This is a genomic window from Streptomyces sp. SCSIO 30461 (genome assembly GCF_037023745.1).
Classification (GTDB): Bacteria; Actinomycetota; Actinomycetes; order Streptomycetales; family Streptomycetaceae; genus Streptomyces.
The window spans coordinates 7,638,229-7,660,207 of sequence record NZ_CP146101.1 but is presented as its reverse complement, the minus strand read 5'-3'; the positions used below and the strand labels follow the sequence as shown (position 1 = coordinate 7,660,207).

Here is a 21,979-nt window from a genome sequence, read left to right as displayed (position 1 = left end):
TCAGGCAGCGCACTGTTCCTCAAGGTGGATGCAGGTTCCGCACATGCCGTGCGAGAGCGGGATGCGGTAGCCGACGTCCAGGCGGCAGTTCGGGCAGATCTGCTGGGCGGCGTTCGCCTTGCCGAGTGCCGCCCACTTCGCCGCGGTCATCGGCCGCACGGGCAGGGCACGGTCGACGCGGTAGAGGTAGGCGACCAGCGGGCCCCGGCGCCGCCGGGGACGTTCGAGCTGTGCGGCGACGCCTTGGCCACCCGGGCGTAGTCCGAGGGCGCGGAGTTGGCGGCGGGTGGCGTAGCCGTCCGGGGCGAGCCGCCAGCGATAGACCGGCAGGCTGGCCATCAGGTCAGCTGGTGGTAGGCGGCCCGGCACCGGCTGGCGTGGTCGTTCGCTGTGGTGCGGATACTCCACAACCAGTCCCGTACAGGACGCTCGGAGTGTTCACCGCAGCCGTGGCAGTCCCAGCGGGTCTGGCCACGCTGATCGCCGGTGACATCGATCGCCGCACCGACCTGGTTGTGCAGCCGGATCAGCAGCCCGGCAGGCTCGACCGGGGTGGTGTTCGGGGAGAGCTTCACGACTGGACTCCTTCCAGCACCGGCACACCGGCCGTCGTGGCGTGGTTATCGCGCAGTTCCTGGTAGCGGGTGGAGACCCAGCCCACCGACCAGCCACACAGCTCAGCAGCCGTCCGCACGGGCAGACCCTCGCCGAACGCCGCTCCCACGACCTGGCGGGCGCGGCCTTCGGCGAGCTTCTCGTTCACCGGACCACCGGACAGCAGCGCGGCGCGTTCACGGCGTTCACGCTCCGCCCGCTCCTGCTCCTGCCGGCGCGCCTGCGCCTCACGCTCCAGCCGCTCCGCCTCACGCCGCTGTTCAGCAGCGTGTTCCAGGCGTTCACGCTCCTGCTGCTGCTGTTCACGCTCGTGTTCACGGCGTTCACGAGCCTCCCGCTCCACCCGGGCCACCTCGTCCGCACGGGCGGTCTCCTCGCGGCGCCGGGCATCCTCACGCTCAGCCTGTTCACGGACGAGCGCGGCTTCGTGTTCACGCTGTTCACGCGCCAGCATCGCCGTGTGCTCCCGCTCCTCCCGCGCCTCGGCACGGGCCCGCTCGGCACGGTCTCGGGCCGCCTGCTCCCGCCGCTCCCGCTCCGCCTGCTGCTTGGCATCCAGCGCGACCAGGGCGGCGGCGATGGCGCGGCGGTAGGCGAGTCCGGTCTCAGCGGTGACGATCAGCAGCAGTGGCGCGACCGAGTGAACCGCCACTCCCACCAGGTCCTTTTTCAGTGCGGAGTCGGCCACGTTCAGCGCCCACGTCATGAGCCCGGTCATCCACCGCAGCACGACCGGCCACCGCCCGCCGTGCCCGCCCAGTCGAGCAAGGACGTCATCGAGCTTGACCACGATGACCACCGCCGCATCCACCACCAGCGGCAGGATCGGAGCCGTCCACGCCCACTCGTCCGGAGTGTGCCGGGCCGCCAGCGGAGTCACGGTGAGGATCGAGTAGAGCATCGCCCCCGCCACGATCGTCCACGTCCCCACCGACAGCGCACGTTCCGCTGAACGGATCTGAACACTGTTCATCACGACGCCCCCACCCCCGCCAAAGTGCCGTCCGCGACCGCGAGGGTGGTGTAGCCGACGAGCCGCACCCGCGCCCCGCCGAAGTTCCCGTGAACGTTCAGAGCTCCGGTCGTCCCGTCACGGTGAACGCGGTGAACAACATCGCCCGGATCGATCGACAAGGCCTCGCGCCACACCTCGAAGTCGGCGACACCGCAGTGGAACGACAGCTCCAGCAGATCCGGGTAGATCGGCGACACCGCCACCGTGGGCGCGGGCAGATGCCCGAACTCCATGGAGAGCAGCCGCAGCGCCACCAGAGGCGCCGACAGGTCCGCGAGGATCTGCGCGCTCACGCCGCCTCCCCGCAAACGCCGCGGTTGGCCAGCGCCGCGCGGGCGGCCAGCACCCGGCGCCGGGCACGACGGACCCGCCGGGCGTCCAGCTCGGACGGGACGCGGTCCAGGGTGACGATGTACGCGTCCAACAACTCGACCTCCGCCACGATCAGCGGCATCTCCCGCTCGATCGCATCCAGCTCCGCGGCCGTGGGCTCGCAGTCGATCCGCTCGGCGGTAACAACCGCCTGAACAGCAACGATGTGCTTCATGAGTCGTGTCTCCCTAGCAGGTGGACGGCTCGAAGCGGTCCCGGTGGTAGGACACCGGGGCCGCGCGCCGTTGGGTGGGTCGGTCGTGGGCTACGAGCGACCACGGCGACCCGACACCGGTCTGCCGGAACGGCGGTGGGATGTCGGGCACCGTGAGCGCTGGTACAGGTTCGGATCTCCTGTTTCGCACGACGCTGCTCGACCCGGAGAGTTCCGAAATCCCGGATGTCGTCGCAGTTTCAAGGTGTGCCGCGCGGTTCTTAGAGCCGATGGCGTTCCCGGTCAGGGGTGTGGGCCCGGTTGTGACACGGGCCGTTTCTCGGTCGGCTGGTCTCCACTCGCCTCAGCCGGAGTCGTCGCGGCCGTCGTATCTGCGGTGGATCACGCTGTCGAGTTGTTGTGCAGGTCAAAAGACCTTTGCTGGAGCGACCTAGGTCGCTTGTCGTTGTCGAGAAAGCTACCTAGGTCGCTTTGGGTCGTCAAGTGCTCTCGCGACCTGATTGCAAACGACCTAGGTCAAGTACGCTTTCGGGGTGGACTCACAGCCGAAGAGGAAGCCCAACGCCCGCGAAATCGCATCCAGGGTCAGAGACGAGATCGCCGCAGGGACGTTCGGCCCAGGGGACCGCCTCCCTGGCGCTCGGGCCTACGCCAAGAAGCTTGGTGTGGCCCTGATGACCGTGCAGAACGCCTACGCGCAACTCCAGGAAGAGGGGTTGGTCGAAGGCGTGTCGGGGAGCGGCACCTACGTCCGCGACCCTGCCCCCGGAGAGCAGGGGCCCCGCGAGGCAGCGCGGCGCTTGACCGAGCTGCAAGCCGAGGTCGCGCGCGTCTCGGCCGAACTTTCCGGCCTTGTCGAGCGCGTCAAGCAGCTTGAGTCCGTCGTGGGCTCCCCCAAGGGGGAGTCCGGCGCCTAGCGTCTCTCGCGGTGTGTTCGTCGCCATGCCCTAAGCGTGTTCCGGCGGGAGCTCTGCGAGTACGTACTCCCGCTGCCCCTGCACCGAACTAATCCGAACTTTGGTTGCGTGGCGGGGTGTTGGCGGGCCTCGGTGACTGCGAGACTGGCCGCATGGCTGAACTGAACGGAAAGCCCGTCACCCTGGACGAACTCCAAGCTCTCGCCCTCACCAACTATGGGCACTTCACGTCCATGCGCATGGAGGACGGCACGATCCGCGGCCTGTCGCTCCACCTGGATCGTTTGGTGCGGGACTGCCGAATCGTCTTCGGTGTCGAGTTGGACCGTGGCCGGACGCTGGACTACATCCGTAAGGCAGTTGAGGGTGTCACCCGTGTCGCGGGCATCCGCGTCACGATCTATGACCCGGCGATTGACATGGGGCGTCCGAGTGACGCGAAAGACCCTCACGTTCTGGTGAACTTGCGACCGGCCGGCGCCTTGTCTCCGCCGCCGCTCACCGCCAAGTCCTTCACCTTCACCCGCGACAGCGCGGCTGTGAAGCACATCGGCCTTCACTCGCAGCTCCGCATTCGGCGTGACGCACAACTCGCCGGGTTCGACGACGCGGTGTTTGTCGAACCGGACGGCCGTATCTCCGAGGGCGGCACGTGGAATCTCGGTTTCGTCGACCAGGGCGGGACGGTCATTTGGCCGGACGCCCCCGTGCTGCCCGGTACGACGATGCTCCTCCTCCAGAGCCTTGACGCTCCCAAGCAGGTCACGGCCCCCGTCCAGCTTGCCGACGTCCCCAACATGGCCGCCGCGTTCGCCACGAACACGACGATCGGCGTGCGCTCCGTGAGCGCGCTGGACGATGTGCAGTTCCCCCAGGATCACCCCGTGCTCGCCGCACTGCGTGAGGGGTACGCCGGGATTCCCGGCGACCTCCTGTAGACGCGTGCCGCCGCCCCGCCAGGGGCGGCGATTCACGACAGAGGTAGCCCATGCCACTCGTTACGAAATGGACCGGACGTGAAGTTAAGGCGCTGCGTGAAGCCGTACGCATGAGCCTCATGGAGTTCTCCGAGAAGCTCGGGGTATCCGATCGCATCGTCTCTCGGTGGGAGGCAGACAGCGAGCAAGCTTCCCTGCGCATGGTGAACCAAGCCGCCTTGGACACCCTGCTCGCCAACGCCAGCCCGGACGCTCAGGGGCGCTTCGTCGCCATCCTGGCGGCGGATGACATCCCTACCCAAGCGGTCATCGAGCCTGATGAAGAGCAAACGCTCAGCGGTGAGTACATGAAGCACCCCGGTGACGGAAAACTCATGGCGCACGTACCGGAAGGGATCTTCCTGTCCGGCGAGGACGACGAACCGGTGTGGGTGGACGATTTCCACATCGACACCTTCCCGACCACCAACGCCGACTACGCGCGGTTCTGCGCGGCGACTCGACACCCTGTGCCTGAGCACTGGGAGAACGGCCGCTGCCCGCGCGAGCTGTACGACCACCCCGTCGTGCACGTGACATGGCGCGACGCGAGCGCGTACGCGACATGGGCAGGGAAGGCGCTGCCCGCAGCCGAACAGTGGGAGAAGGCAGCGCGGGGAACCTCCGGCCGCTCCTTTCCGTGGGGCGACCAGAAGACCGCCGCCAAGTGCAACGTCCGAGAGACCGGAGTGGAGCGTACGACGTCCGTCTCTCGGTACCACAGCGGCGTTTCGCCCTACGGGGTCTACGACATGGTGGGCAACGTGTGGGAATGGCTCGCGACACCGACCACGCCGGGGCGGTACGAACTCCGCGGCAGCGCCTTCACGAGCCCTCTGTTCCGGGGAGTGCCTGCCGTGTCCAACGACGCCAGCGACATGATGCACGACGATGACACAGGGTTCCGCTGTGCGGCGTCGCCTGAACAGATGCTGCCTCGCCAGAGGTGACGGCGTGGGTCTCAGTTGTGGTCTCAACTCACGCTGAATCCGTGGACGTCCATGAACGTACGGGGCGGGCCGTCAGGGTCGCTGAGCTGTGCAGACAGGTGGTGTCCGGACGCTCATGGACCGCCCCGGACCAAGATCGGACAACTCGTAATGCGTAGGTCTCGGGTTCGAATCCCGAAGGCGGCTCAGGTAAACCCCAGGTCACATTGCCCGTGACCTGGGGTTTTTAGTGCGCGTTGCTTTACGGTTGGGCGGAGGTTCGGGCTTGCGGCCGCGTGCGTGAGCATGCGTGAGCGCCGGATGCCGGAAGTGTGCCGGGATCTCCGAGCGCGGAGTGTACCTGTGCTCATGGATGCGCCGAGCAGATTTTCCACTGCGAGTCTCCAGGCGGCAGAATGAGGTCGGGTGGGTCCTGCCACTACCAGTTCTGGCCTGTCGTATGAGGAAGTTGCTGACGCGTGTGAGTGAGGATTCCCCGGTTGCGCCCCCAGGCCCGGCGTCTGTGGAGGGTGGGGACGAGGACGCCTTCGGGATCGATGCCTTCACCCTTGACGACCGGCTGCGGCTCTTCCACTTCGCGGCTGCCGAGAAGCGGCACGATTATCTGTGGCTGCTTCGGGCCTTCGAGCGAGGGCGGGCCAACTACCAGGTGCTCTTGCACGCTTCCGACGTGGCTGATCTCCTGGGGAGGCTGGTCGCGGACCATCCGGGGGCGGCCGTGGGCGACGTGCAGCCGCTGCTGGACGCGCTCGCCGAGTGGCGGGTCCTGGACCGCAGTTACGACGGGACGCGGGCGGCGAACCTGGCGGAGTACCGCAACCGGCACTACGTGTACCAGTTCACTCAGGCCGGCTACCGGGCCTACCGGGCGGTGGAGGACGTGCTCGGTGCCTCCCTGGAGGACGCACAGCTCTCCCGGCTCGTCTTTCCCGACCTCCTCGCCGACCTGACCGCACTCGCCGAGGCGAACGCGGCGGGCGACGCCGAGGAGGTCTACCGCAAGCTGGGCCGTCTGGACTCCGTGCTGAACGAGATGGCGCAGCGGGCCGCCCGCTTCTACCTGATGCTCGGCGACCTCGCGCGGACCAACGATGCCAGGCCCGAGGTGTTCCTCGCGCACAAGGACGCGCTGCTCGCACACATGCGGGAGTTCACCGCCGAGCTCGGACGCTACGCCCCGCTGCTCGCCGAGGCGGTGGAGAAGGTCGCGGCCAGTGGCGTGGACCGGATGGTCGAGTACGCCGCGGAGGCCGACGAGCGGCTCTTCCGGAATCCGGCTGCCCGTCTCGACGACTGGCGGCAGCGGTGGGGTGGCGTCGTGCACTGGTTCGGAGAGCGTGAACACAGTGAGGCGGAGCGGCTGCAGGACGCCACGGTCACAGCGATCCGCTCGGTCCTCGCGCTGCTGAGGCGGGTCACCGAAGCGCGGCGCGGCGGAGTGAGCCGGGAGAGCCAGCTGCGCCACCTTGCCCAGTGGTTCACCTCCTGTACGACCGACGACGACGCGCATGCCCTGTTCCAGGCGGTGTTCGGGCTCGGTGCCCCCCGGCACATAGCCGTCCCCTATCCGGACCCCGAGCTGATTCCCGGGCGTACCTCGTGGTGGGAGGCCGAGCCGGTGGAGCTGGCCCGCACCCTGGTGCAGTCCGGCCGCACCCCTGCCCTCAAGGGGCCGGGACGGATCGAGCGCAACGACGCGGAGCGCGCCGAGCTGCGGGCCGCGCAGCTCAAGGACCAGGCCGAGCGCCGGGGCGCGGCGCTGTCTCTGGCCGGCGCGGGCGCGTACGGCAGGGTCCTGGACGAGGCCGAGACCCGGGCGCTGCTGTCCCTGATGGACGTGGCACTGGCCGCGCGGGTGCCGGTCACCGGGGGTGTCGCGGGCCCGCTGGCTTCCGGCTCGGCGCACGGGGTACGGCTGACTCTTGTCCCGACGGGGCCCGGCGAGGAGTTCACCACGGTCCGCACCGTGCGGGGCGACCTGCACCTGGACGGACTGCGGCTGGAGGTCACCGGATGAGTACTCGCGTCGCCGAGAACGTGTCGGCTCTGGAACTGGCCGACTACCAGAAGGCCGTACGCCTCATGCTGCGGCATCCGCTGATCACGGCCGTGTACCCGGACGTCGGCGCGCTGCCGACCGTGCGGCGCTGGGCCGAGCAGTTGCGTACCGATCTGATGGAGGTACTCGGCTACCGGCTGATCACCACCGGCGACACCGCCCGCCTCCAACGTGCCCAGGACCAACTGGACCCCACCCGGCCGGCGCTCAGCCGGTCCGGTCGCCCCTTCGACCGGCGCCGGTACGCCTACCTCGCCCTCACCCTGGCCGCGCTGGGCCGGCAGGGGGCTCAGGTCGCGCTCGGGGAGCTCGCCGACACCGTCGCCGCCGACGCCGCCAGAATCGACGGGCTCGGCCTGGACACCGGCCGCAAGTACGACCGGGACGCCTTCGTCGACGCCGTCAGCTGGCTCACCGAACGAGGTGCGCTGCACCTGGCCGACGGCTCTGCCGCCTCCTGGGCCACAGACCCGGAGCGGGCCGAGGCCCTGTACGACATCGACCGGGAGGTGCTCACCGCCGTCCACCAGCCCAGCCGCGTCCTCCAGCACGTGACCTCGGTGACCGAGCTCCTCGACTCGGCGGGTGCGAGGAGTCTGTCCGAGGGACGCCGGGCCCAGCGCCTTTCCGCGTCCCGGCGGGCGAGGCGCCTGGTCCTAGAGCATCCGGTCGCCTACTACGCCGACGCCGACCCGGAGCTGACCGGTCAGCTGCGCAGCCCTACGCTCGCCGAGGATCTCACCCGCCTCACCGGCCTCGGCGTTGAGCGGCGCGCGGAGGGCGTCGCCCTGGTCGACACCTCGGGCCGCCTCTCCGATACGCGGTTCCCCGGCGGCGGCACCGTCGCCCAGGCCGCTCTGCTGCTCGGCGCACGGATCAGCGAGGCCGCGGCGCGGACCGGGCGGCACGCGCCCGAGCTGCTGCCGATGCAGAGTGCCGCCGAGCGCCTCGCGGACCGGGCGGGCCGGATCGACGTGGCTCTCCCTGCGCGGGGTGTGTTCGAACAAGCCGCGCAGGAGTGGGGTGACACGGAGGCGGCGGCGGAGGGGAAGAACGAGGCGCCGGTTGCTCCGGAGGTCCGCCATCCTTTCGTCACCGACTCCTGGCTGCGCACCCAGATGAGGGAGATCATCAAGCGGTACGGTGCCGGGTTCGCCGCCGACCTGCGCGGCGACCCTGACCGGCTTCTCGGCCAGGCCGTGGACCTGCTGGCCGCGATGTCGCTCGTCGCAAGGGTGGCGGGTGGCGTGCTCGCGCTACCCCTGCTGGCCCGCTACCGCGGGGTGACGGCCGAGGTGAAACCGCGACCCCGCATGCGTAGCACCACCGGGGCCGTGGCGGTCGCCGCAAGCCCCGAAGCCCTGTTCGCCGCAGACGATGTGAAGGACCCCGCCCCGTGAGCGCCCCGCCCGTCGACCTCCAGCCCCGGTTCGCGCCCACCCGCGCGGGGATCATCAACCTGTGGGACTACCGCGACGAGGAGTTCTCGTTCGCCGGCGGCTGGCTGGTCCTGCGTGGTCCCAACGGGTCCGGCAAGACCAAGGCCCTCGAAGTGCTGTTCCCGTTCGTCCTGGACGGGCGGATCGACCCCAAGCGGCTCAACCCGTTCGCCGCCGAAGACCGCACGATGAAGTCCAACCTGCTCTTCCGGGGGCAGGAAGGCGCGCTCGGCTACGTATGGATCGAGTTCACCCACCGCACCACCGGGCAGGCCGTCACCTGCGGGATAGGCCTGCACGCCCAGCGGCACCGGGACACCCCCGCCCGCTGGCACTTCGTCGCCGACGGGCGCATCGGCGAGGACTTCTCCCTGCTCACCGACGACGACAGGCCGCTGACGAAGAAGCAACTGGCAGCCGGACTCGCCCCGCTGGGCGCCGATGTGATCGCCTCGGCCACGGACTACCGCACCGCCGTCGACCGGCGCCTGTTCGGCCTCGGCCGGGAGCGCTACGAACAACTCCTCACCCTCATCCTCACGCTGCGCCGCCCGCAGCTCGCCAAGAACCTCGACCCGGCCAAGCTCTCCGACACCCTCGCCGACGGCCTGCGCCCGCTGGACGAGGAGCTGATCGGTGAGGCCGCCCGCTCCTTCGACGACATGGAGTCCGTGCAGCGCACGCTGGAGGGACTGATCGCCGCGGACGACGCCACCCGCTCGTTTCTCGCCGCGTACTCGACATATCTGCGGGTCAACTCCCGTGTCGCCGCCGACCGGCTCAGCGCCCGGAGGGCCGAGGCCGGCGAGAGGGAACGCGTCCACGGGACGTCTGGGGTGGAGCTCGACGAGGCCCGGGAGCAGCGTGCTGCGGCCGGGGCGCGGGCCGACGAGGCCGAGTCCGCGCTTGCCGCGCTGCGCGCCCGCCTGGAGCAGCTGCGTTCCTCGGCCGCCTACCAGGCGGTGGAGCAACTCGCCGACCTGGAACGCCTGGTGCGCACCTGTGAACAGACCGCCGGGCAGACGGCGGCCGAGCGCGAACGTCGCACCGTCGCCACCGGCCGGGCGCGAGCCGAGACCGAACGTGCCGGGCAGTTGGCCGCCGAACGCGCCACCGCCGTCAGCGCCTCGGCCGCCGCCCTCGCCGACCACGCTCATCGTGCCGGTATCCCCTGGAGCGCCGCCGACGCGGTTCCCTCCGCTCTCGCCGAACGCGCTTCCGCCCTTGCGGCAGCCCGCCACGAGGGCGTACGGGTGGTGCGGGTCGCCGCAGCAAACCTGCGGGACGCCGAACGCGGACGGGACGCGGCCCGCGCCGGGCAGGAGCGCGCGCAGCAGGCGTCCCGGGCCGCCGAGACGGAGGAGGAAAGGTCCCAGGACGAGCTGGGTGCCGCCCACGCGCGGGCGCGGGAGGAACTCACGCGGTGGCAGGGCCAGTACGGGCTGCTGCTGCCCGAAGGCGCCGCCGAACCGCTCGCGCGGGCCCTCGATGCCGCCGCCGACCCGGACGGCCCGGAAGCCGGCGCCCCCGCACTTTCCGACCTGTTCACCGAGGCCACCGCCCCTGCTGTCCAGGGCCTGCGCGACCGGCTCGCCGGCCTGCGCGGCGAGCGTGGCGCGCTGGAGACCCGCCGGGCCGAGACCGAGGCCGAACGCGCTCGGATCGCCGCCGAACACGACGACGCGCCACCCGCCGCGCGCGGCCGCACCGCCGACCGGGACAGCCGGGAAGACGCGTCGCCCCTGTGGCAGCTGGTCGATTTCGCCGACGGCCTCGGCGACACGGAACGCGCGGGAGTGGAGGCGGCCCTGGAGGCCGCCGGCCTGCTCGACGCGCTTGTCACCGCCGATGAGCCCCCTACCGGTGGCGGGGACGGATACCTGCGCGCCACCGCCCCCGTCGACGGTCCCAGCCTCGCTGACCTCCTGCGCCCCGAGACCGGCACGGCCGTCCCGGCCGACCGGATCACCGCCGTACTCAGGTCGGTCGCCGTCACCGACACGGCGGGCGCGGCCACCGCCGTCTGCCCCGACGGCCGGTACGCCGTCGGAATCCTCGTCGGCTCCCACGGCAAACCGCACGCCGAGTACGTCGGCGCCACCGCCCGGATGCGCCGCCGCGCCGCACGCATCGCCGCCTGCGATGCCCTCCTGTCAGAACTCACCGTCCAGCTGGAGGAGGTGGCGCGGGGGTCCTCCGGCTGTGAGGACAGCCTCCAGGAGTACGAGACCGCCCGCGGAGCCCTGCCCCGCACCGCCGCCCTTGCTCCGCACCTGCGTGCCCTGGACCGCGCCGTTGCCGCCCTGCGCGCCACGCGTATGGCCGCCGATGTCGCCCAGTCCGTCTACGACGAGTCTCAGGCCGCCTGCGCGGTCGCGAGCCGAGCCCTGCACCGTGCCGAGTCCGAGCACGGCATCACCGTGCGGGACGCCGACGGCACCGAGTCCGCCACCCGTGCCTTCGAACGTGAGGCGGGTGAGCTGGCCACCCGGCGTCGGGAGCACACCCGGCAGACCGAGGCGGCCACCGCTGCCGCGGACCGGCTCACCGCCGCCGTCGAGGACGAGGAGCGCGCTGCCGAGGCCGAGCGTGCGGCCCGGCGCCGCCACGCGGAGGAGGCTGCCGGGCTCCAGGCACTGCGCGAGGCCGTCGGCGCCGAGGCGCAGCAGGTCATGGCGCGCGTCGAGGAGACGGAGAGCAGTCTGGAGGCCGCTGCCCGGGAGACCGACACCGCCCGGGTCGCCAGGGATGAGGCGATCGGCCGCCTGGCCGCCGCCGAGGCTCGTCGCGCCGCCGCCGCCGAGGCGTTGGAGGTCGCCGTCGCCGAGGAGAAGGACACCGCCCGCGGCCTCGCTCCTTACGCGGTCCGTGAACTCCTCGATCTCCTGCGCTGTCCGCCGGAGCTGGCCTGGCCCGCTCAGGAGGCGGACTGGGCAGGGGAACGTCTGCCGCCGGCCGCCGCCGCCGTCCACGAGGCGATCCTGACGGCCACCCGCGAACTCGCGCCCACCGAGTCCAGTGTCAAGCAGTCGGTCACCCGCCTCACCACGGCTTTGGAGGACCTGCACGCCCATCTCGCCGCCGCCGGGCAGGACTATCAGCCCGCCTGGGACAGCTCCAGCGGCGTGATCACCGTCACCGTCGCCGACGAACAGGGCCCGCTGCCCATTGCCTCGTTCGCCGAGAAGATCGCCTCCCACCGCCGTGACCAGGCCGAACTCCTCTCCGACTCCGAGCAGCGCATTCTCGAGGACGCTCTGCTCACGCGTCTGGCCCAGCAGATCCACGACCGCACGGTCGACGCCCGCGATCTGATCCGCCGTATGAACACCGACATGCGTGAGCGGCGCATGTCCTCGGGTACGACGGTCGGCGTCGGCTGGCTGCTCGCCGACGGCCTCGACGACGAACAGCGCGCCGTCTGCGCCCTTCTGGACGCGGACGCCGCCCGCCTCGGGCCCGAGGAGCTGGCCCGGATGCGCACCCACTTCGCGGCGCAGATCAAGAACGCCCGAGCCAGGCAGCGCGAGACCCCCTACCGGCAGCTGCTCGCGGAGGTCCTGGACTACCGGCGCTGGCGCCAGTTCGCCTTCCAGCTGGTACGTCCCGGCGGAGACGAGGAACGCCTCACCCGGGCCAGGCACAGCCGCCTCTCCGGCGGCGAGCAGTCTGTCTCCCTGCACCTGCCGCTGTTCGCCGCCGCTCACGCCATGCTCAACTCCGCGCACCCCGACGCTCCGCGTCTGCTCGCCCTCGACGAGGCGTTCGCCGGCGTCGACGACACCGGCCGCGGCGAGCTCATGTCGTTGGCCGCCCAGTTCGACCTGGACCTGTTCATGACCGGGTACGACCTGTGGGCGGTGCACGGCGCGGTCCGTGCGGCGGCCCATTACGATCTCGCGCACTCCGCCGTCGACCACACCGTCTCCGCGCTGCTGCTCCTGTGGGACGGCGAGCGGCTGCACGCCGACGACTCCGGCACCCTGGGGGTCCTGCTCGGCTCACCGGGCACTCGCTCCGCACGCCGTCGGGACCGCGAGGAACAGGAGTTCCGGCTTGCCGATTGATGGGGCGTCCTCGCCGTCGTACACCGCGCTCCACGAAGAGGGCTGGCGGCGGCTGCTCGCCGCCGCTCGCCGCCGCCTGGAGCGCACCGGCGGCACTCTGAGCGGCGACATCGGCCTCACCACCCCCACCGAGGCCGAACGCCGCACCGTCATTGGCGTCACAGGGCGCTACCGGCCCGAAGCCGCCAGACGCGTCACCGTCCCCCTCGCCGACCTCGATGCGTACCTTCGCGGACGTTACGGAACCGGTCTGCTCACGACCCTGGGCCGGCTGTACGGACCCCTGCGCGACCGGCCGGCCGAGCGTGCCGATGAGGTGTCCGCCCGCGAGGTGGTACTCACCGCCGCTCACGGCTCACCCCTCGCCGCGCTGGACTGGTACCCGGCCTGGCTGGCGCAGATCGCCGCCGACGGAACCCTCACCCGTCTCCTGCGGCGCGGCGACGCGGCCCTGCTGCAGGCGGCCGTCCGCGTCCTGGAGGAACTCCCCGCAGTACGCGGCGGAGAGGGCCGGAGCCCCCTGCCCCTGCCGGTCCTCGCCGAGCGGGCCACCGGAGACACCAAGGCCCTGCTGCCGGGCGGCCCGCTCGAACAGCTCGTCCTGAGGGCCCTGGCCCAGCGCGGCGCGGCCAACGGCGGGCCGTCGGTCCCCGTGCCTCGCGACCGGGCCGGGCGTCGCACTCTGTGGGAGAGTGCCGGAGCCGTCGCGGACGACCTCGCCAGCCAGGTCCTCGTCCTGAACATCGGTGCCCGAGGCGACGGCGTGGTGAGCGACTGGCTGCGCGACGCCACCGGCTGCGGGATGCCCTTCCGCCTCACCCTCCACCAGTTGGCATCCGCCGATGTGGTTCCCGCCGCCCGCGAGATCCACGTCTGCGAGAACCCTGCCGTGCTGCGCGCGGCCGCCGCGGAGCTCGCAGACCGGGCCACTGCCCTGGTCTGCACCGAAGGCATCCCGTCCGCGGCCTGCCACAGGCTCCTCGACGCCGCCGCCCGGTCCGGCACTCGTCTGCACTGGCGTGCCGACTTCGACTGGACCGGCCTGCGCATCACCGCCGCCGCGGTGGAGCGCCATGGCGCCCGGCCCTGGCGCATGAGCACCGCAGACTACCGAGAAGCCCTGGCGGGAGGCGAGACGACGCCGCTGACCGGGCCGCCTGTGGCCAGCCCTTGGGACCCTGACCTTGCTCCCGCCCTGCGTGCATCGGGCCAGGCGGTCATGGAGGAACGGCTGCTGACCGCACTCCTGTCGGACCTCTGCTGACGTGCGTGGGCCGGCGTCCAGTGGGCCGCGGGCTCAGGGACAGTACGCTGAGCCCAGCGGGATCGGGCCCGCTCGCATGGTGTCCGGGAGGTGCGCCATGACTGCCGAGATGACAGCCCCTGCGTGGATGCACGAGCAGATCACGGCGGAGCAGTACGACTCCTGGTCCGAGGAGCAGTGCGCGGGGATCGAGATCGTGGACGGGATGGTCGTCGTGAGTCCCAGTGCGTCCAAGCGCCACAACCGGATCGCCCGGATCCTGGCGAATGCCTAGGAGGCGGCCGCGGGGCCCGACTGGAACGCCGACACCGACTTCGATGTCCGTCTCCAGGACGTCCCGCTCACGAATCGGCGCCCGGACGTCGTTGTGTACCGCGCGGACACGATCGACGTGTACCGCGCGGACACGATCGACATCACGCCCACCCGTCCGGAGCACGTGCTGTTGGCCGTGGAGGTCGTCTCGCCGGGATCGGAGACCACCGATCGGGTCGTGAAGACGGACCAGTACGCAAAGTCCGGCATCGCCTTCTACTGGCGGGTCGAGCAGGCCGTGACCGGCGTCCCGCTGGTGTACACCTATGTTCTCGACCCGGCGTCCGGGGCCTACCGAAACGGGGACGTATTCACTGGTGTCGTCAAGGTTTCGGCGCCCTTCCCGTTGGAGGTCGACCTTGGCCGGATCTGCTGAGCCCCGCGGGGGCGTTCACCGCGCCCGGCCCGCTGCATGCCCGGCCCCATCGCGCTACCGGCCGCGCCGGTCCCGTCCAGGAGCAGCCTGCCGAGGAGCGCGCCGAGCGCGTTGGCACTCGGCGAACCGGGCTTCCGTGCCGCGGCCGGTCGTCTGGGTGCGGAGTTCGCCGCACTTCCCTCGCCGAACGCTCTGGTGCCGCGTCTGGGGGAACCCACCAGCCGTTTCTCTCAAGAGAGTTGAGCTCTGACGAGCAGGAAAGAGCTCTTTCGGTGATGAGGGCAACGAGTAGAATCGACGTAATAATCACCGGACCTGATCGTTCGGGTCCGGTCGCGGGCAGTTCTGCGGGAGCGAACATCGAGCAGCCGGTGATGTCCTCCACTCAAAGTAACGGATGGATTGATTCACCTTGACGGAAGAGCGGAACGCGCACCAGGGCGAGTTCAGTGCGTTGGGACAGTCGACTGCGGAGTTCGTGCTGGTCGGTTCCGCATTCCTGGCCGTGGGCGCTGGAGTCGGCTGGCTCGCCAAGACTCTGGCCAAGTGGATCGTCACACTGCCATGGGCGCCGTTGCAGGGTCCGGCGGAACTGCTGACCGAGTTGCCTGAGCCGGCTCTCACCATCGCGGTGGTCTGCGCGGGCGCCCTGTTGGGCATCGGAATCGTGGTGTACGGACGTTTCGAGGACCTCTCTGCCGAGATTTCCAACGCCGAGATCGTCCTGAAGCGCAAGGGCCAGACCACTGAGATCGTCGGATCCCACGTGGCGATGGTGTTCCTGGACGGCAAGCAGTTCGTGGTCCTCGGTCGTGATGGCGGCGAACTCGTCCGTGAGAAGTGCGACTTCAAGATGGAACGGGTGGCCGAAGCCGTGAGGTCGCACGGATACACCTGGGTCGATCGGGACCCGCACAAGGGTGACTACCGGCCATGGGTTCCGGAGACGCCCGGCCTGCCGGAGGGCGCCAACGCGCTGCTGAAGGCGCGCTCGCTGGCGTTGAAGAAGAAGGATTCTGACGACGAACTGCGCGAGCTGAGGGTGGAATTGGCCCGGATGGGTGTGGTCGTGCGCGACGAGAGGGAGCGCCAGTACTGGCGGCTGACCGGCGCCACGCGCTGACGGCCTGATCTCACCGCTTTCCTGGCCGGAATGTGGGGCCCGCCGGAACTTTCCGATGGGCCCTTCGTGGTTGGAAGGGGGATGGCGTCCCGCCGGGTGGTGCAGCCGATCAACGGACCGGAACTCGCAGGTCACGCCGGGCGCTTCGACCGGCTGGGGCACTCCCGGCGTCTGACCGGGTGCTTTCGCGTGATGCGCTGACGGGGGAGATCGTCGCGAGCCAGGTACCGGAGGGCGGAGCGTGTGATCGCTTGCACCACCTCGCGGGACGCGACCGGAAGGGGGGCCCGGCGACGCGGCGGGGGCCTTCACCCGCACCGATCGGGCGGAGAGGCTGCTCGGCTGGCGCACCCGCAAGAGCCTCGCCGAAGCCCTCTCGGACGCGCTCGCCTGGGCCGAGGTGTGGCCACGTCCTGAGACCGCGCCACCGATCGGGGCTTCCGCGACCCGGCACCCGGGCTGAGCGGCGTGGGGTGCGCGGTCTTTCCGAAGACCTTCGCTCATGCCGCGACAAGGCAGAGCCGCGACCGGGCCACCCAGCCCTGGCCCGCACCAGGCCGCGTCACTTCGCGTCCGAGTACCGCTCGACCACAGCCGTCGTGAAGGGGAACCGCACCGGCGTCTCCCCGAACGCGATACGCCCGGCCAGGTCCCCGGCTGCCTGGATCGCCCGGACCACTTCGTCCGCCTCATCGGCCGGGCAGTGCACGATGACCTCGTCGTGTTGGAAGAAGACCAGCTCGGCGCGCATCCCCGCAGTGGCTCTGCGCAGTGCGGCGAGCATCAGCAGCGCCCAGTCGGCAGCGCTGCCCTGCACCACGAAATTCCGCGTGAAACGGCCGCGTGCCCGGGCGTTGGTGGACGCGTATCCCGGGACGAACTCGCCGGGTGCGGGCCCCCCATCGGCGGCGCCGCCCTCCTGCGGGATGCCCGCCTCGTCGGCGTCGCCGTGGCCGACCGCCCGGGGACTTGTACGGCCCAGCCAGGTGCGCACCAGTCTGCCCTCTTCGCCCGCGCGGGCAGCGTCGTCCACATACGCCACCGCGAGCGGGAAGCGGCGGCGCAGCGCGGCGAGGTTCTTCAGGCCGTCGCCGCTGGTCTGGCCGTAGATCGCGCCCAGCAGCGCGAGCTTCGCATGGCCGCGGTCGCCGGAGAACGCCCGGTCGGACAGCCGGGTGTACAGATCGTCCGGATGGCCCGCGACTTCCATCAGCCCCGGATCACCCGAGATCGCGGCCAGCACCCGCGGTTCCATTTGATCGGCGTCCGCGACGATCAGACGCCAGCCCTCGTCAGCGACGACCGCCCGCCGTATCACCTTGGGAATCTGCAGGGCACCGCCGCCGTTGGTCGTCCACCGGCCCGAGACCGTGCCACCGGGCAGATACTCGGGCCGGAAGCGGCCGTCCCGCACCCAGTCCTGGAGCCAGCTCCAGCCGTGCGCCGTCCAGATCCGGTACAGCTTCTTGTAAGCGATCAGTGGTTCGACCGCAGGATGGTCGAGCTCCTCCAACTCCCAGCGCCGGGTGGATCGGACTCTGATCCCGGCCTGGGCGAAGGCCTTGACCACATCCGCAGGCAGATCGGGGCGGACCCGTCGCCCGAAGGCCGCCGACACCTGGTCCGCCAGCTCCGCCAGCCGGCGCGGCTCCCCACCGCCCGCGTACCGCTCGCCCAGCAGCTCGCGCAGCAACTCCCGGTGCACATCGGCCCGCCAGGGCAGCCCTGCCCGGTGCATCTCCGCGGCCACCAGCATCCCCGCCGACTCGGCCGCGGTCAGCAGCCGCATCCGCCCGGGGTGCTCGGCGGCCTCGTGTCTTCGCTGCTGCTCCGCGTAGACCTCGAGCAGCCCGTCGAAGGGGACCGACACCGGTTGGGGTTCGAACAGCGAGGACTGCGAGCCCGGTACGGCGGCTCGCAGCGGCGGATCGGGGGGCACGGGTGCGTGCCGCAACCGGGCCCAGGCCGCTGCGGCGGACCGGGGCTCACCGAGCCGCCCCTCGTGTCCCAGCAACAGTGATTCCGCGTCCTCGATGTCGTAACACCGCTCGATTCGGACACCGGAGGCGAGCAGCCGGGGATAGATCTCGGCGGTGGAGCGCCACACCCATCGCCCTTGCCGGCCGACTTCGGGGCGCGATCCGACCGCCGCCACGAGGTCGGGCTCCGCCAGCACCGGGCCCACGGGCAGCCCGTCCCGGCCGAGGGGCGCGAGCAGGGCTCCGCCGCCTTCGGCGGGTGCGAGCGCCCAGCGGTCGGTCATGGGTGCGAGTCTGGCAGCCGCCACTGACATCGCCGCTCGCGCGGCGATACCGCCGATGTGGCGACCACCTCGCGCGCGATGCCACGGTGAGCGGGGCACCCTGGCGGTTCCGGCCGGTGGTGGGTGGGACGGGTCCCGCTGCCCTCAGCCGACGAGCCTGCGTACCACCCGTGCCGGGTTCCCCACCGCCAGTACCCCGGCCGGGAGGTCCCGGGTGACCACGGCCCCTGCCCCCACCACCGTGTCCTCGCCGATCGACACCCCCGGGCAGACGATGACTCCGCCGCCCAGCCACACGTTGTCGCCGATCGTGATCGGCGCGGCCCGCTCCCATCCCGCACGCCGCCGCTCCGGATCCATCTCATGGATGGGCGTGAGCAGCTGGACGTTCGGCCCGATCTGCACATGCGCCCCGACGGTGATGGGCGCGGTGTCCAGGAAGACCGCGCCGAAGTTGACGAATGTGCCGGTGCCGATGCTGATGTGGCTGCCGAAGTCGCACTGGAACGGCGGCCGGATACGCACGTCCGCGCCGACGGAACCGAGGAGTTCGGCCAGGATCCCGGCCCGGTCGGCGGACGCGGCGCCGCCGTTCGCGTTGTAGGCAGCGCACAGGACGAAGCGGCGCTCGGTGTCCGCGGCGAGTTCGGGATCGTCGGGGAGGTACCACTCACCGGCCAGCATGCGGTCCTTGTTCTCGCCCATGGACTCACCCTAAGGGCTGTCCCGTAGTCCCCGGCGGGCGCGCGGCGACAGCTACGGCACTCCCCCTGGCTTCGCCGGGAGGTGCCCCCACGCTGCGTTGTCGAATCGCCCGAATACACCCGGTATGCGGGCGACCCTCCGCCTTGCGTTGCGTCCCCTCGGCCCCAGGGGCCGGGGGAGACCCCATACGCCTCGGCCCCAGGGGCCGGGGGAGACCCCATACGCCTCGGCCCCAGGGGCCGGGGGAGACCCCATACGCCTCGGCCCCAGGGGCCGGGGGAGACCCCATACGCCTCGGCCCCAGGGGCCGGGGGAGACCCCATACGCCTCGGCCCCAGGGGCCGGGGGAGACCCCATACGCCTCGGCCCCAGGGGCCGGGGGAGACCCCATACCCTGACGCCGCGCTCTGATCCACCGCGGATTACGGGACAGCCCTTAGGCGCCGGTCGTCGGGTGCCGGCCGATGGCGCTGTTCGACAGTTCGATATCCACAGGCTGTGGATGGCTGGGGGGATCACCCCGCCGCGCTCGCGTAGGCTCATGAGATGTGAGCGGTGTGAACGGCGTGGACGATGCGGTGGAACAGGCGCTCGGCGGCGCGCTGTACGCCGATGGCGACGATGCGCTCGACACGGGCGCGTCGCTGCTGGCCGCCGCGCCCCCCGCCGCCGACGCCGAAGTGGTCAGGCGCGGTGCGGAGTTCGTACGCCGCACCTGGGAGCGCGGTTGGCAGCCGGCCGATCTCGCACGGTTCACGCGCCGTGAGCTCACGGACACCCATGCCGGGCTGGTCGCCGAACTGATCACGAGTGAGACACGACGGTACGGGCAGGATCTGCCGCCCCGCTGGGCCGCTCAGCTCGCCGCGTTGCGCGCCGAAACCGCCGGTGGGGCGCGCCACGGGGACAGGTTCTCGCGCATGGTCGCCGTGCTGGAGCTCTACCGGTTGCTGGTCCGGCTCCCGGCGCTGGAACCGGCGGGGCCGGTCCCCGGCGCCTCCTTCCCCCGCATGCCGCCGACCGGCGACGAGCCCCGGATGCTGGTCAGGGTCCGCGGGCTGCTCGCCAAGGCCGAGGCCACCGGCTTCCCGGAGGAAGCGGAGGCGCTCACCGCGAAGGCCCAGGAGCTGATGGTGCGCTACAGCATCGACGAGGCGCTGCTCAGGGCCCGTACCCACCGCACCGATCTGCCCGGTGCCTGCCGTATCGGGGTGGACGCGCCGTATGAGCAGGCCAAGGCGATTCTGCTGGACGCCGTGGCGAGGGCGAACCGCTGCCGCGCCGTCTGGAACAGCGCCATCGGCTTCTCCACCGTGGTCGGTTTCGAGCCCGACCTGGACGCGGTCGAGCTGCTCTTCACCTCGCTGCTGGTGCAGGGCACCACGGCGATGACGCGTTCGGAGGCCGCCCAGCGTGCGGGTGGCCGCAAACGCACCAAGACCTTCCGGCAGTCCTTCCTGCTGGCCTACGCGGACCGGCTGGGCAGTCGGCTCGCCGAGACCGCGGCCGCTGCCGAAATGCGGGCCGGGGAGGGCGCGGGGGCGGTTGGGGAAGCCGGGGGAGCTGGCTCGGCCGAGCCGCTGTTCCCGGTGCTCGCGGCCCGTGAGGTGGCGGTCGCGGCGCATGCCGAGCGGCTCTTCCCGACGACCGTCAGTACGCGGGTGCGCGGTGCGACCGACGCCGACGGCTGGCACCAGGGCAGGACGGCCGCCGATGACGCACGTATGCCGTGGTCGCGGAATCGGTCGCCGTCATCACCCCAGGGCCGACTGCCCGGTTGACCGCTCGCCCCTGACGGGCTACTGCGGAACCGCGGACGCCACGGCCGTCGGCAGCCCCTTCGGCAGGTCCGTGGGAATACTCGTGGGAAGGCCTGAGGGGAGCCCGCTGGCGTCCGTCTTGGTGAGTGAGTCCTTGGTGCCGCTCTCCCATGAGACCACCACGGTCCCGGCGTCATGGGACTCGACCGTGCCCGTCGTGCGCTTGGTGTCGCCGTCCCCGCACTTGAGGGTCAGCGTGGGCTTCTCCGCGCCGCTCTTGGCAACTCCGGTACAGACGCGCGGACCGGCGATCAGTGAGACCTTGTCGTCCTGGAACGAGAGGGCGACCATCTCGCTGCCCATGGCGGACCATGTGCCCTGGAGCCCCGTGAGGTCGGCGGCGGGTGACGACTCACCCGAGCCGCCGCCTGTGGCGGCGCTCGGGGCCGCGGAGGTGGCCTTGCCGCCCTTGTCCGCGGCGTCGCCGCTGCCGCAGCCGGTCAGCATGAGGGCGGCGGCGAGGCCGGTGGCGGCAATTCCCTGACGTACGGGCTTGTTCACGATCGCGTCCCCCTCGTTGTGTGCAAGACCACAGCAAGCTACCAGTCGGCCGGATCGGGTGGTTCTGCGTCGTTCGTGGCACTCGCGTACCCGGGATGCGCCGATGGATTCGGGCGGGCGTCCGGAATGCGGACAACCGTTCGGCGCACCAGTGCCGGGTTGCGACTCCGCTCGACCCGGTACGGCACCGGCTCGTATCCGAGTGAGTAAAGTCGGGCCTTCGTACGTATGAGGACCGATGGAAGGTTCGTGCATCCGTCCGGCATCCGTACGGCGTCAGCCCGACGGCGCGTCGTGGACAGTGGGCGTCCACCGCCAGGGAGCCACCCGGCGCCCCTCCGGCACGGCTGTTCGCAGGGCGGGCAAAGCGGAAGCACAGGTCCTCGAACGGGAGCGGATGTTCCGACTCCGCCGGATGTGTCCCGATCGGTGAGCTACCAGGGGCGGTGCGAATGCCCGGAACCTGGATCCGAAAGGGCGGGACGCGCGTCTTTCAGCCAGCGGGTTCACCTGAGCGCCCCGCACTGCGATCCGGTCGCGGGTCCTCCGTTTCGGGGGAGCGCGTAATGGGGGCATGCCCCGTGCACGTGCATCTGCTCATGCATCTGCATATGAACACAGCTATGATCCAGGACAGTTGACATCTGCACCTTTGCAACTCGGGAGCGTCCTGTGCAGCACGTGTACAACGGCATGGCGGCGACAGAGATTCACGGGGTCGTCTGGCAGAAGAGCCGTCACAGCAACTCGCAGGGCGCGTGCGTGGAGTTCGCGAAACTCCCGGGCGGCGATGTGGCGATGCGCAACTCACGCTTCCCGGACGGGCCGGCACTCGTCTACACCCCGGCCGAGATCGAGGCGCTGCTGCTGGGTGTGAAGGACGGAGAGTTCGACCACCTGGTAGGAGGCCGGAATGCGGGCCGGTGCGCCGGCGGCCTCGACGGTCGATTCGACGAGTACCTGGACACTCAACCCGCGTAGATTCCAGGGCGTCCGAGCCGGGCCCCGCGTCGGGACATCCGGGTG

The 21,979-nt window shown here is 70.9% G+C and carries 18 protein-coding genes and 1 pseudogene; 11 read left to right on the top strand and 8 right to left on the bottom strand.

Annotation, left to right across the window (positions count from 1 at the left end):
• The 5 genes from V1460_RS34435 to V1460_RS34415 are packed head-to-tail and all read right to left on the bottom strand — an operon-like array spanning position 1 to position 2,177.
• Positions 1-339 carry an RRQRL motif-containing zinc-binding protein gene (locus V1460_RS34435; RefSeq protein WP_338677504.1) on the bottom strand — a complete coding sequence of 113 codons (339 nt, stop codon included), beginning with the start codon at positions 337-339 and terminating at the stop codon, positions 1-3.
• Complete coding sequence (locus V1460_RS34430; RefSeq protein WP_338677503.1) at positions 339-575, bottom strand: hypothetical protein; 237 nt, start codon at positions 573-575, stop codon at positions 339-341. Before V1460_RS34430 ends, V1460_RS34435 begins: the two co-directional genes overlap by 1 nt.
• Complete coding sequence (locus V1460_RS34425; RefSeq protein WP_338677502.1) at positions 572-1,588, bottom strand: DUF2637 domain-containing protein; 1,017 nt, start codon at positions 1,586-1,588, stop codon at positions 572-574. The genes V1460_RS34430 and V1460_RS34425 overlap by 4 nt, the downstream gene beginning before the upstream one ends.
• Positions 1,588-1,923, bottom strand: a complete 336-nt coding sequence (locus tag V1460_RS34420) for a hypothetical protein (protein WP_338677501.1) — start codon at positions 1,921-1,923, stop codon at positions 1,588-1,590. Before V1460_RS34420 ends, V1460_RS34425 begins: the two co-directional genes overlap by 1 nt.
• The gene (locus V1460_RS34415; protein WP_338677500.1) at positions 1,920-2,177 is read right to left on the bottom strand and encodes a DUF6284 family protein; all 258 of its coding nucleotides are present in this window, start codon (positions 2,175-2,177) and stop codon (positions 1,920-1,922) included. Before V1460_RS34415 ends, V1460_RS34420 begins: the two co-directional genes overlap by 4 nt.
• Positions 2,178-2,710: 533 nt before the next feature.
• On the opposite strand from V1460_RS34415, the gene V1460_RS34410 reads away from it, so the two are divergent.
• The 9 genes and pseudogenes from V1460_RS34410 to V1460_RS34370 all read left to right on the top strand — a co-directional run bounded on the left by V1460_RS34410 (position 2,711) and on the right by V1460_RS34370 (position 15,664).
• Positions 2,711-3,094, top strand: a complete 384-nt coding sequence (locus tag V1460_RS34410; RefSeq protein WP_338677499.1) for a GntR family transcriptional regulator — start codon at positions 2,711-2,713, stop codon at positions 3,092-3,094.
• A gap of 152 nt (positions 3,095-3,246) precedes the next feature.
• Complete coding sequence (locus tag V1460_RS34405) at positions 3,247-4,032, top strand: aminotransferase class IV family protein (RefSeq protein WP_338677498.1); 786 nt, start codon at positions 3,247-3,249, stop codon at positions 4,030-4,032.
• A gap of 50 nt (positions 4,033-4,082) precedes the next feature.
• Positions 4,083-5,021: an SUMF1/EgtB/PvdO family nonheme iron enzyme gene (locus tag V1460_RS34400; RefSeq protein ID WP_338677497.1), complete on the top strand. Its 939-nt coding sequence runs from the start codon at positions 4,083-4,085 to the stop codon at positions 5,019-5,021.
• Positions 5,022-5,481: 460 nt separating this feature from the next.
• Positions 5,482-7,038 carry a TIGR02677 family protein gene (locus V1460_RS34395; RefSeq protein ID WP_338677496.1) on the top strand — a complete coding sequence of 519 codons (1,557 nt, stop codon included), beginning with the start codon at positions 5,482-5,484 and terminating at the stop codon, positions 7,036-7,038.
• A complete protein-coding gene (locus V1460_RS34390; RefSeq protein ID WP_338677495.1) occupies positions 7,035-8,480 on the top strand; it encodes a TIGR02678 family protein in 1,446 nt (481 codons plus the stop codon). The genes V1460_RS34395 and V1460_RS34390 overlap by 4 nt, the downstream gene beginning before the upstream one ends.
• Entirely contained in the window at positions 8,477-12,586 is a 4,110-nt protein-coding gene (locus V1460_RS34385) for a TIGR02680 family protein (RefSeq protein ID WP_338677494.1), read from the top strand. Before V1460_RS34390 ends, V1460_RS34385 begins: the two co-directional genes overlap by 4 nt.
• Positions 12,576-13,850: a TIGR02679 family protein gene (locus tag V1460_RS34380; protein WP_338677493.1), complete on the top strand. Its 1,275-nt coding sequence runs from the start codon at positions 12,576-12,578 to the stop codon at positions 13,848-13,850. The genes V1460_RS34385 and V1460_RS34380 overlap by 11 nt, the downstream gene beginning before the upstream one ends.
• A gap of 97 nt (positions 13,851-13,947) precedes the next feature.
• Positions 13,948-14,541 (top strand): annotated as a pseudogene (locus tag V1460_RS34375) (Uma2 family endonuclease).
• A 412-nt stretch (positions 14,542-14,953) separates the two neighbouring features.
• Positions 14,954-15,664: a hypothetical protein gene (locus V1460_RS34370; protein WP_338677492.1), complete on the top strand. Its 711-nt coding sequence runs from the start codon at positions 14,954-14,956 to the stop codon at positions 15,662-15,664.
• Positions 15,665-16,226: 562 nt separating this feature from the next.
• On the opposite strand, the gene V1460_RS34365 is transcribed toward V1460_RS34370, so the two are convergent.
• Together V1460_RS34365 and V1460_RS34360 are read right to left on the bottom strand one after the other, a co-directional pair.
• Positions 16,227-17,927 carry a bifunctional 3'-5' exonuclease/DNA polymerase gene (locus V1460_RS34365; protein WP_338677491.1) on the bottom strand — a complete coding sequence of 567 codons (1,701 nt, stop codon included), beginning with the start codon at positions 17,925-17,927 and terminating at the stop codon, positions 16,227-16,229.
• 144 nt (positions 17,928-18,071) lie between these two features.
• Entirely contained in the window at positions 18,072-18,632 is a 561-nt protein-coding gene (locus V1460_RS34360) for a sugar O-acetyltransferase (protein WP_338677490.1), read from the bottom strand.
• Positions 18,633-19,198: 566 nt separating this feature from the next.
• On the opposite strand from V1460_RS34360, the gene V1460_RS34355 reads away from it, so the two are divergent.
• Positions 19,199-20,413: a DUF2786 domain-containing protein gene (locus tag V1460_RS34355; protein WP_338678341.1), complete on the top strand. Its 1,215-nt coding sequence runs from the start codon at positions 19,199-19,201 to the stop codon at positions 20,411-20,413.
• Between the two features lie 18 nt (positions 20,414-20,431).
• Here V1460_RS34355 and V1460_RS34350 read toward each other — a convergent pair whose 3' ends face one another.
• Positions 20,432-20,953 (bottom strand): hypothetical protein, encoded by a 522-nt coding sequence (locus V1460_RS34350; RefSeq protein WP_338677489.1) that lies wholly within the window; start codon positions 20,951-20,953, stop codon positions 20,432-20,434.
• 672 nt (positions 20,954-21,625) lie between these two features.
• Here V1460_RS34350 and V1460_RS34345 point away from each other — a divergent pair.
• Entirely contained in the window at positions 21,626-21,934 is a 309-nt protein-coding gene (locus V1460_RS34345) for a DUF397 domain-containing protein (protein ID WP_338677488.1), read from the top strand.
• Positions 21,935-21,979: the final 45 nt, after the last annotated feature.

Bases quoted from the DNA above. Each gene is read 5' to 3' on its own strand.
- V1460_RS34365 (WP_338677491.1), bottom strand. From the start codon at position 17,927: ATGACCGACCGCTGGGCGCTCGCACCCGCCGAAGGCGGCGGAGCCCTG.
- V1460_RS34400 (WP_338677497.1), top strand. From the start codon at position 4,083: ATGCCACTCGTTACGAAATGGACCGGACGTGAAGTTAAGGCGCTGCGT.
- V1460_RS34435 (WP_338677504.1), bottom strand. From the start codon at position 339: ATGGCCAGCCTGCCGGTCTATCGCTGGCGGCTCGCCCCGGACGGCTAC.
- V1460_RS34425 (WP_338677502.1), bottom strand. From the start codon at position 1,588: ATGAACAGTGTTCAGATCCGTTCAGCGGAACGTGCGCTGTCGGTGGGG.
- V1460_RS34390 (WP_338677495.1), top strand. From the start codon at position 7,035: ATGAGTACTCGCGTCGCCGAGAACGTGTCGGCTCTGGAACTGGCCGAC.
- V1460_RS34360 (WP_338677490.1), bottom strand. From the start codon at position 18,632: ATGGGCGAGAACAAGGACCGCATGCTGGCCGGTGAGTGGTACCTCCCC.
- V1460_RS34405 (WP_338677498.1), top strand. From the start codon at position 3,247: ATGGCTGAACTGAACGGAAAGCCCGTCACCCTGGACGAACTCCAAGCT.
- V1460_RS34415 (WP_338677500.1), bottom strand. From the start codon at position 2,177: ATGAAGCACATCGTTGCTGTTCAGGCGGTTGTTACCGCCGAGCGGATC.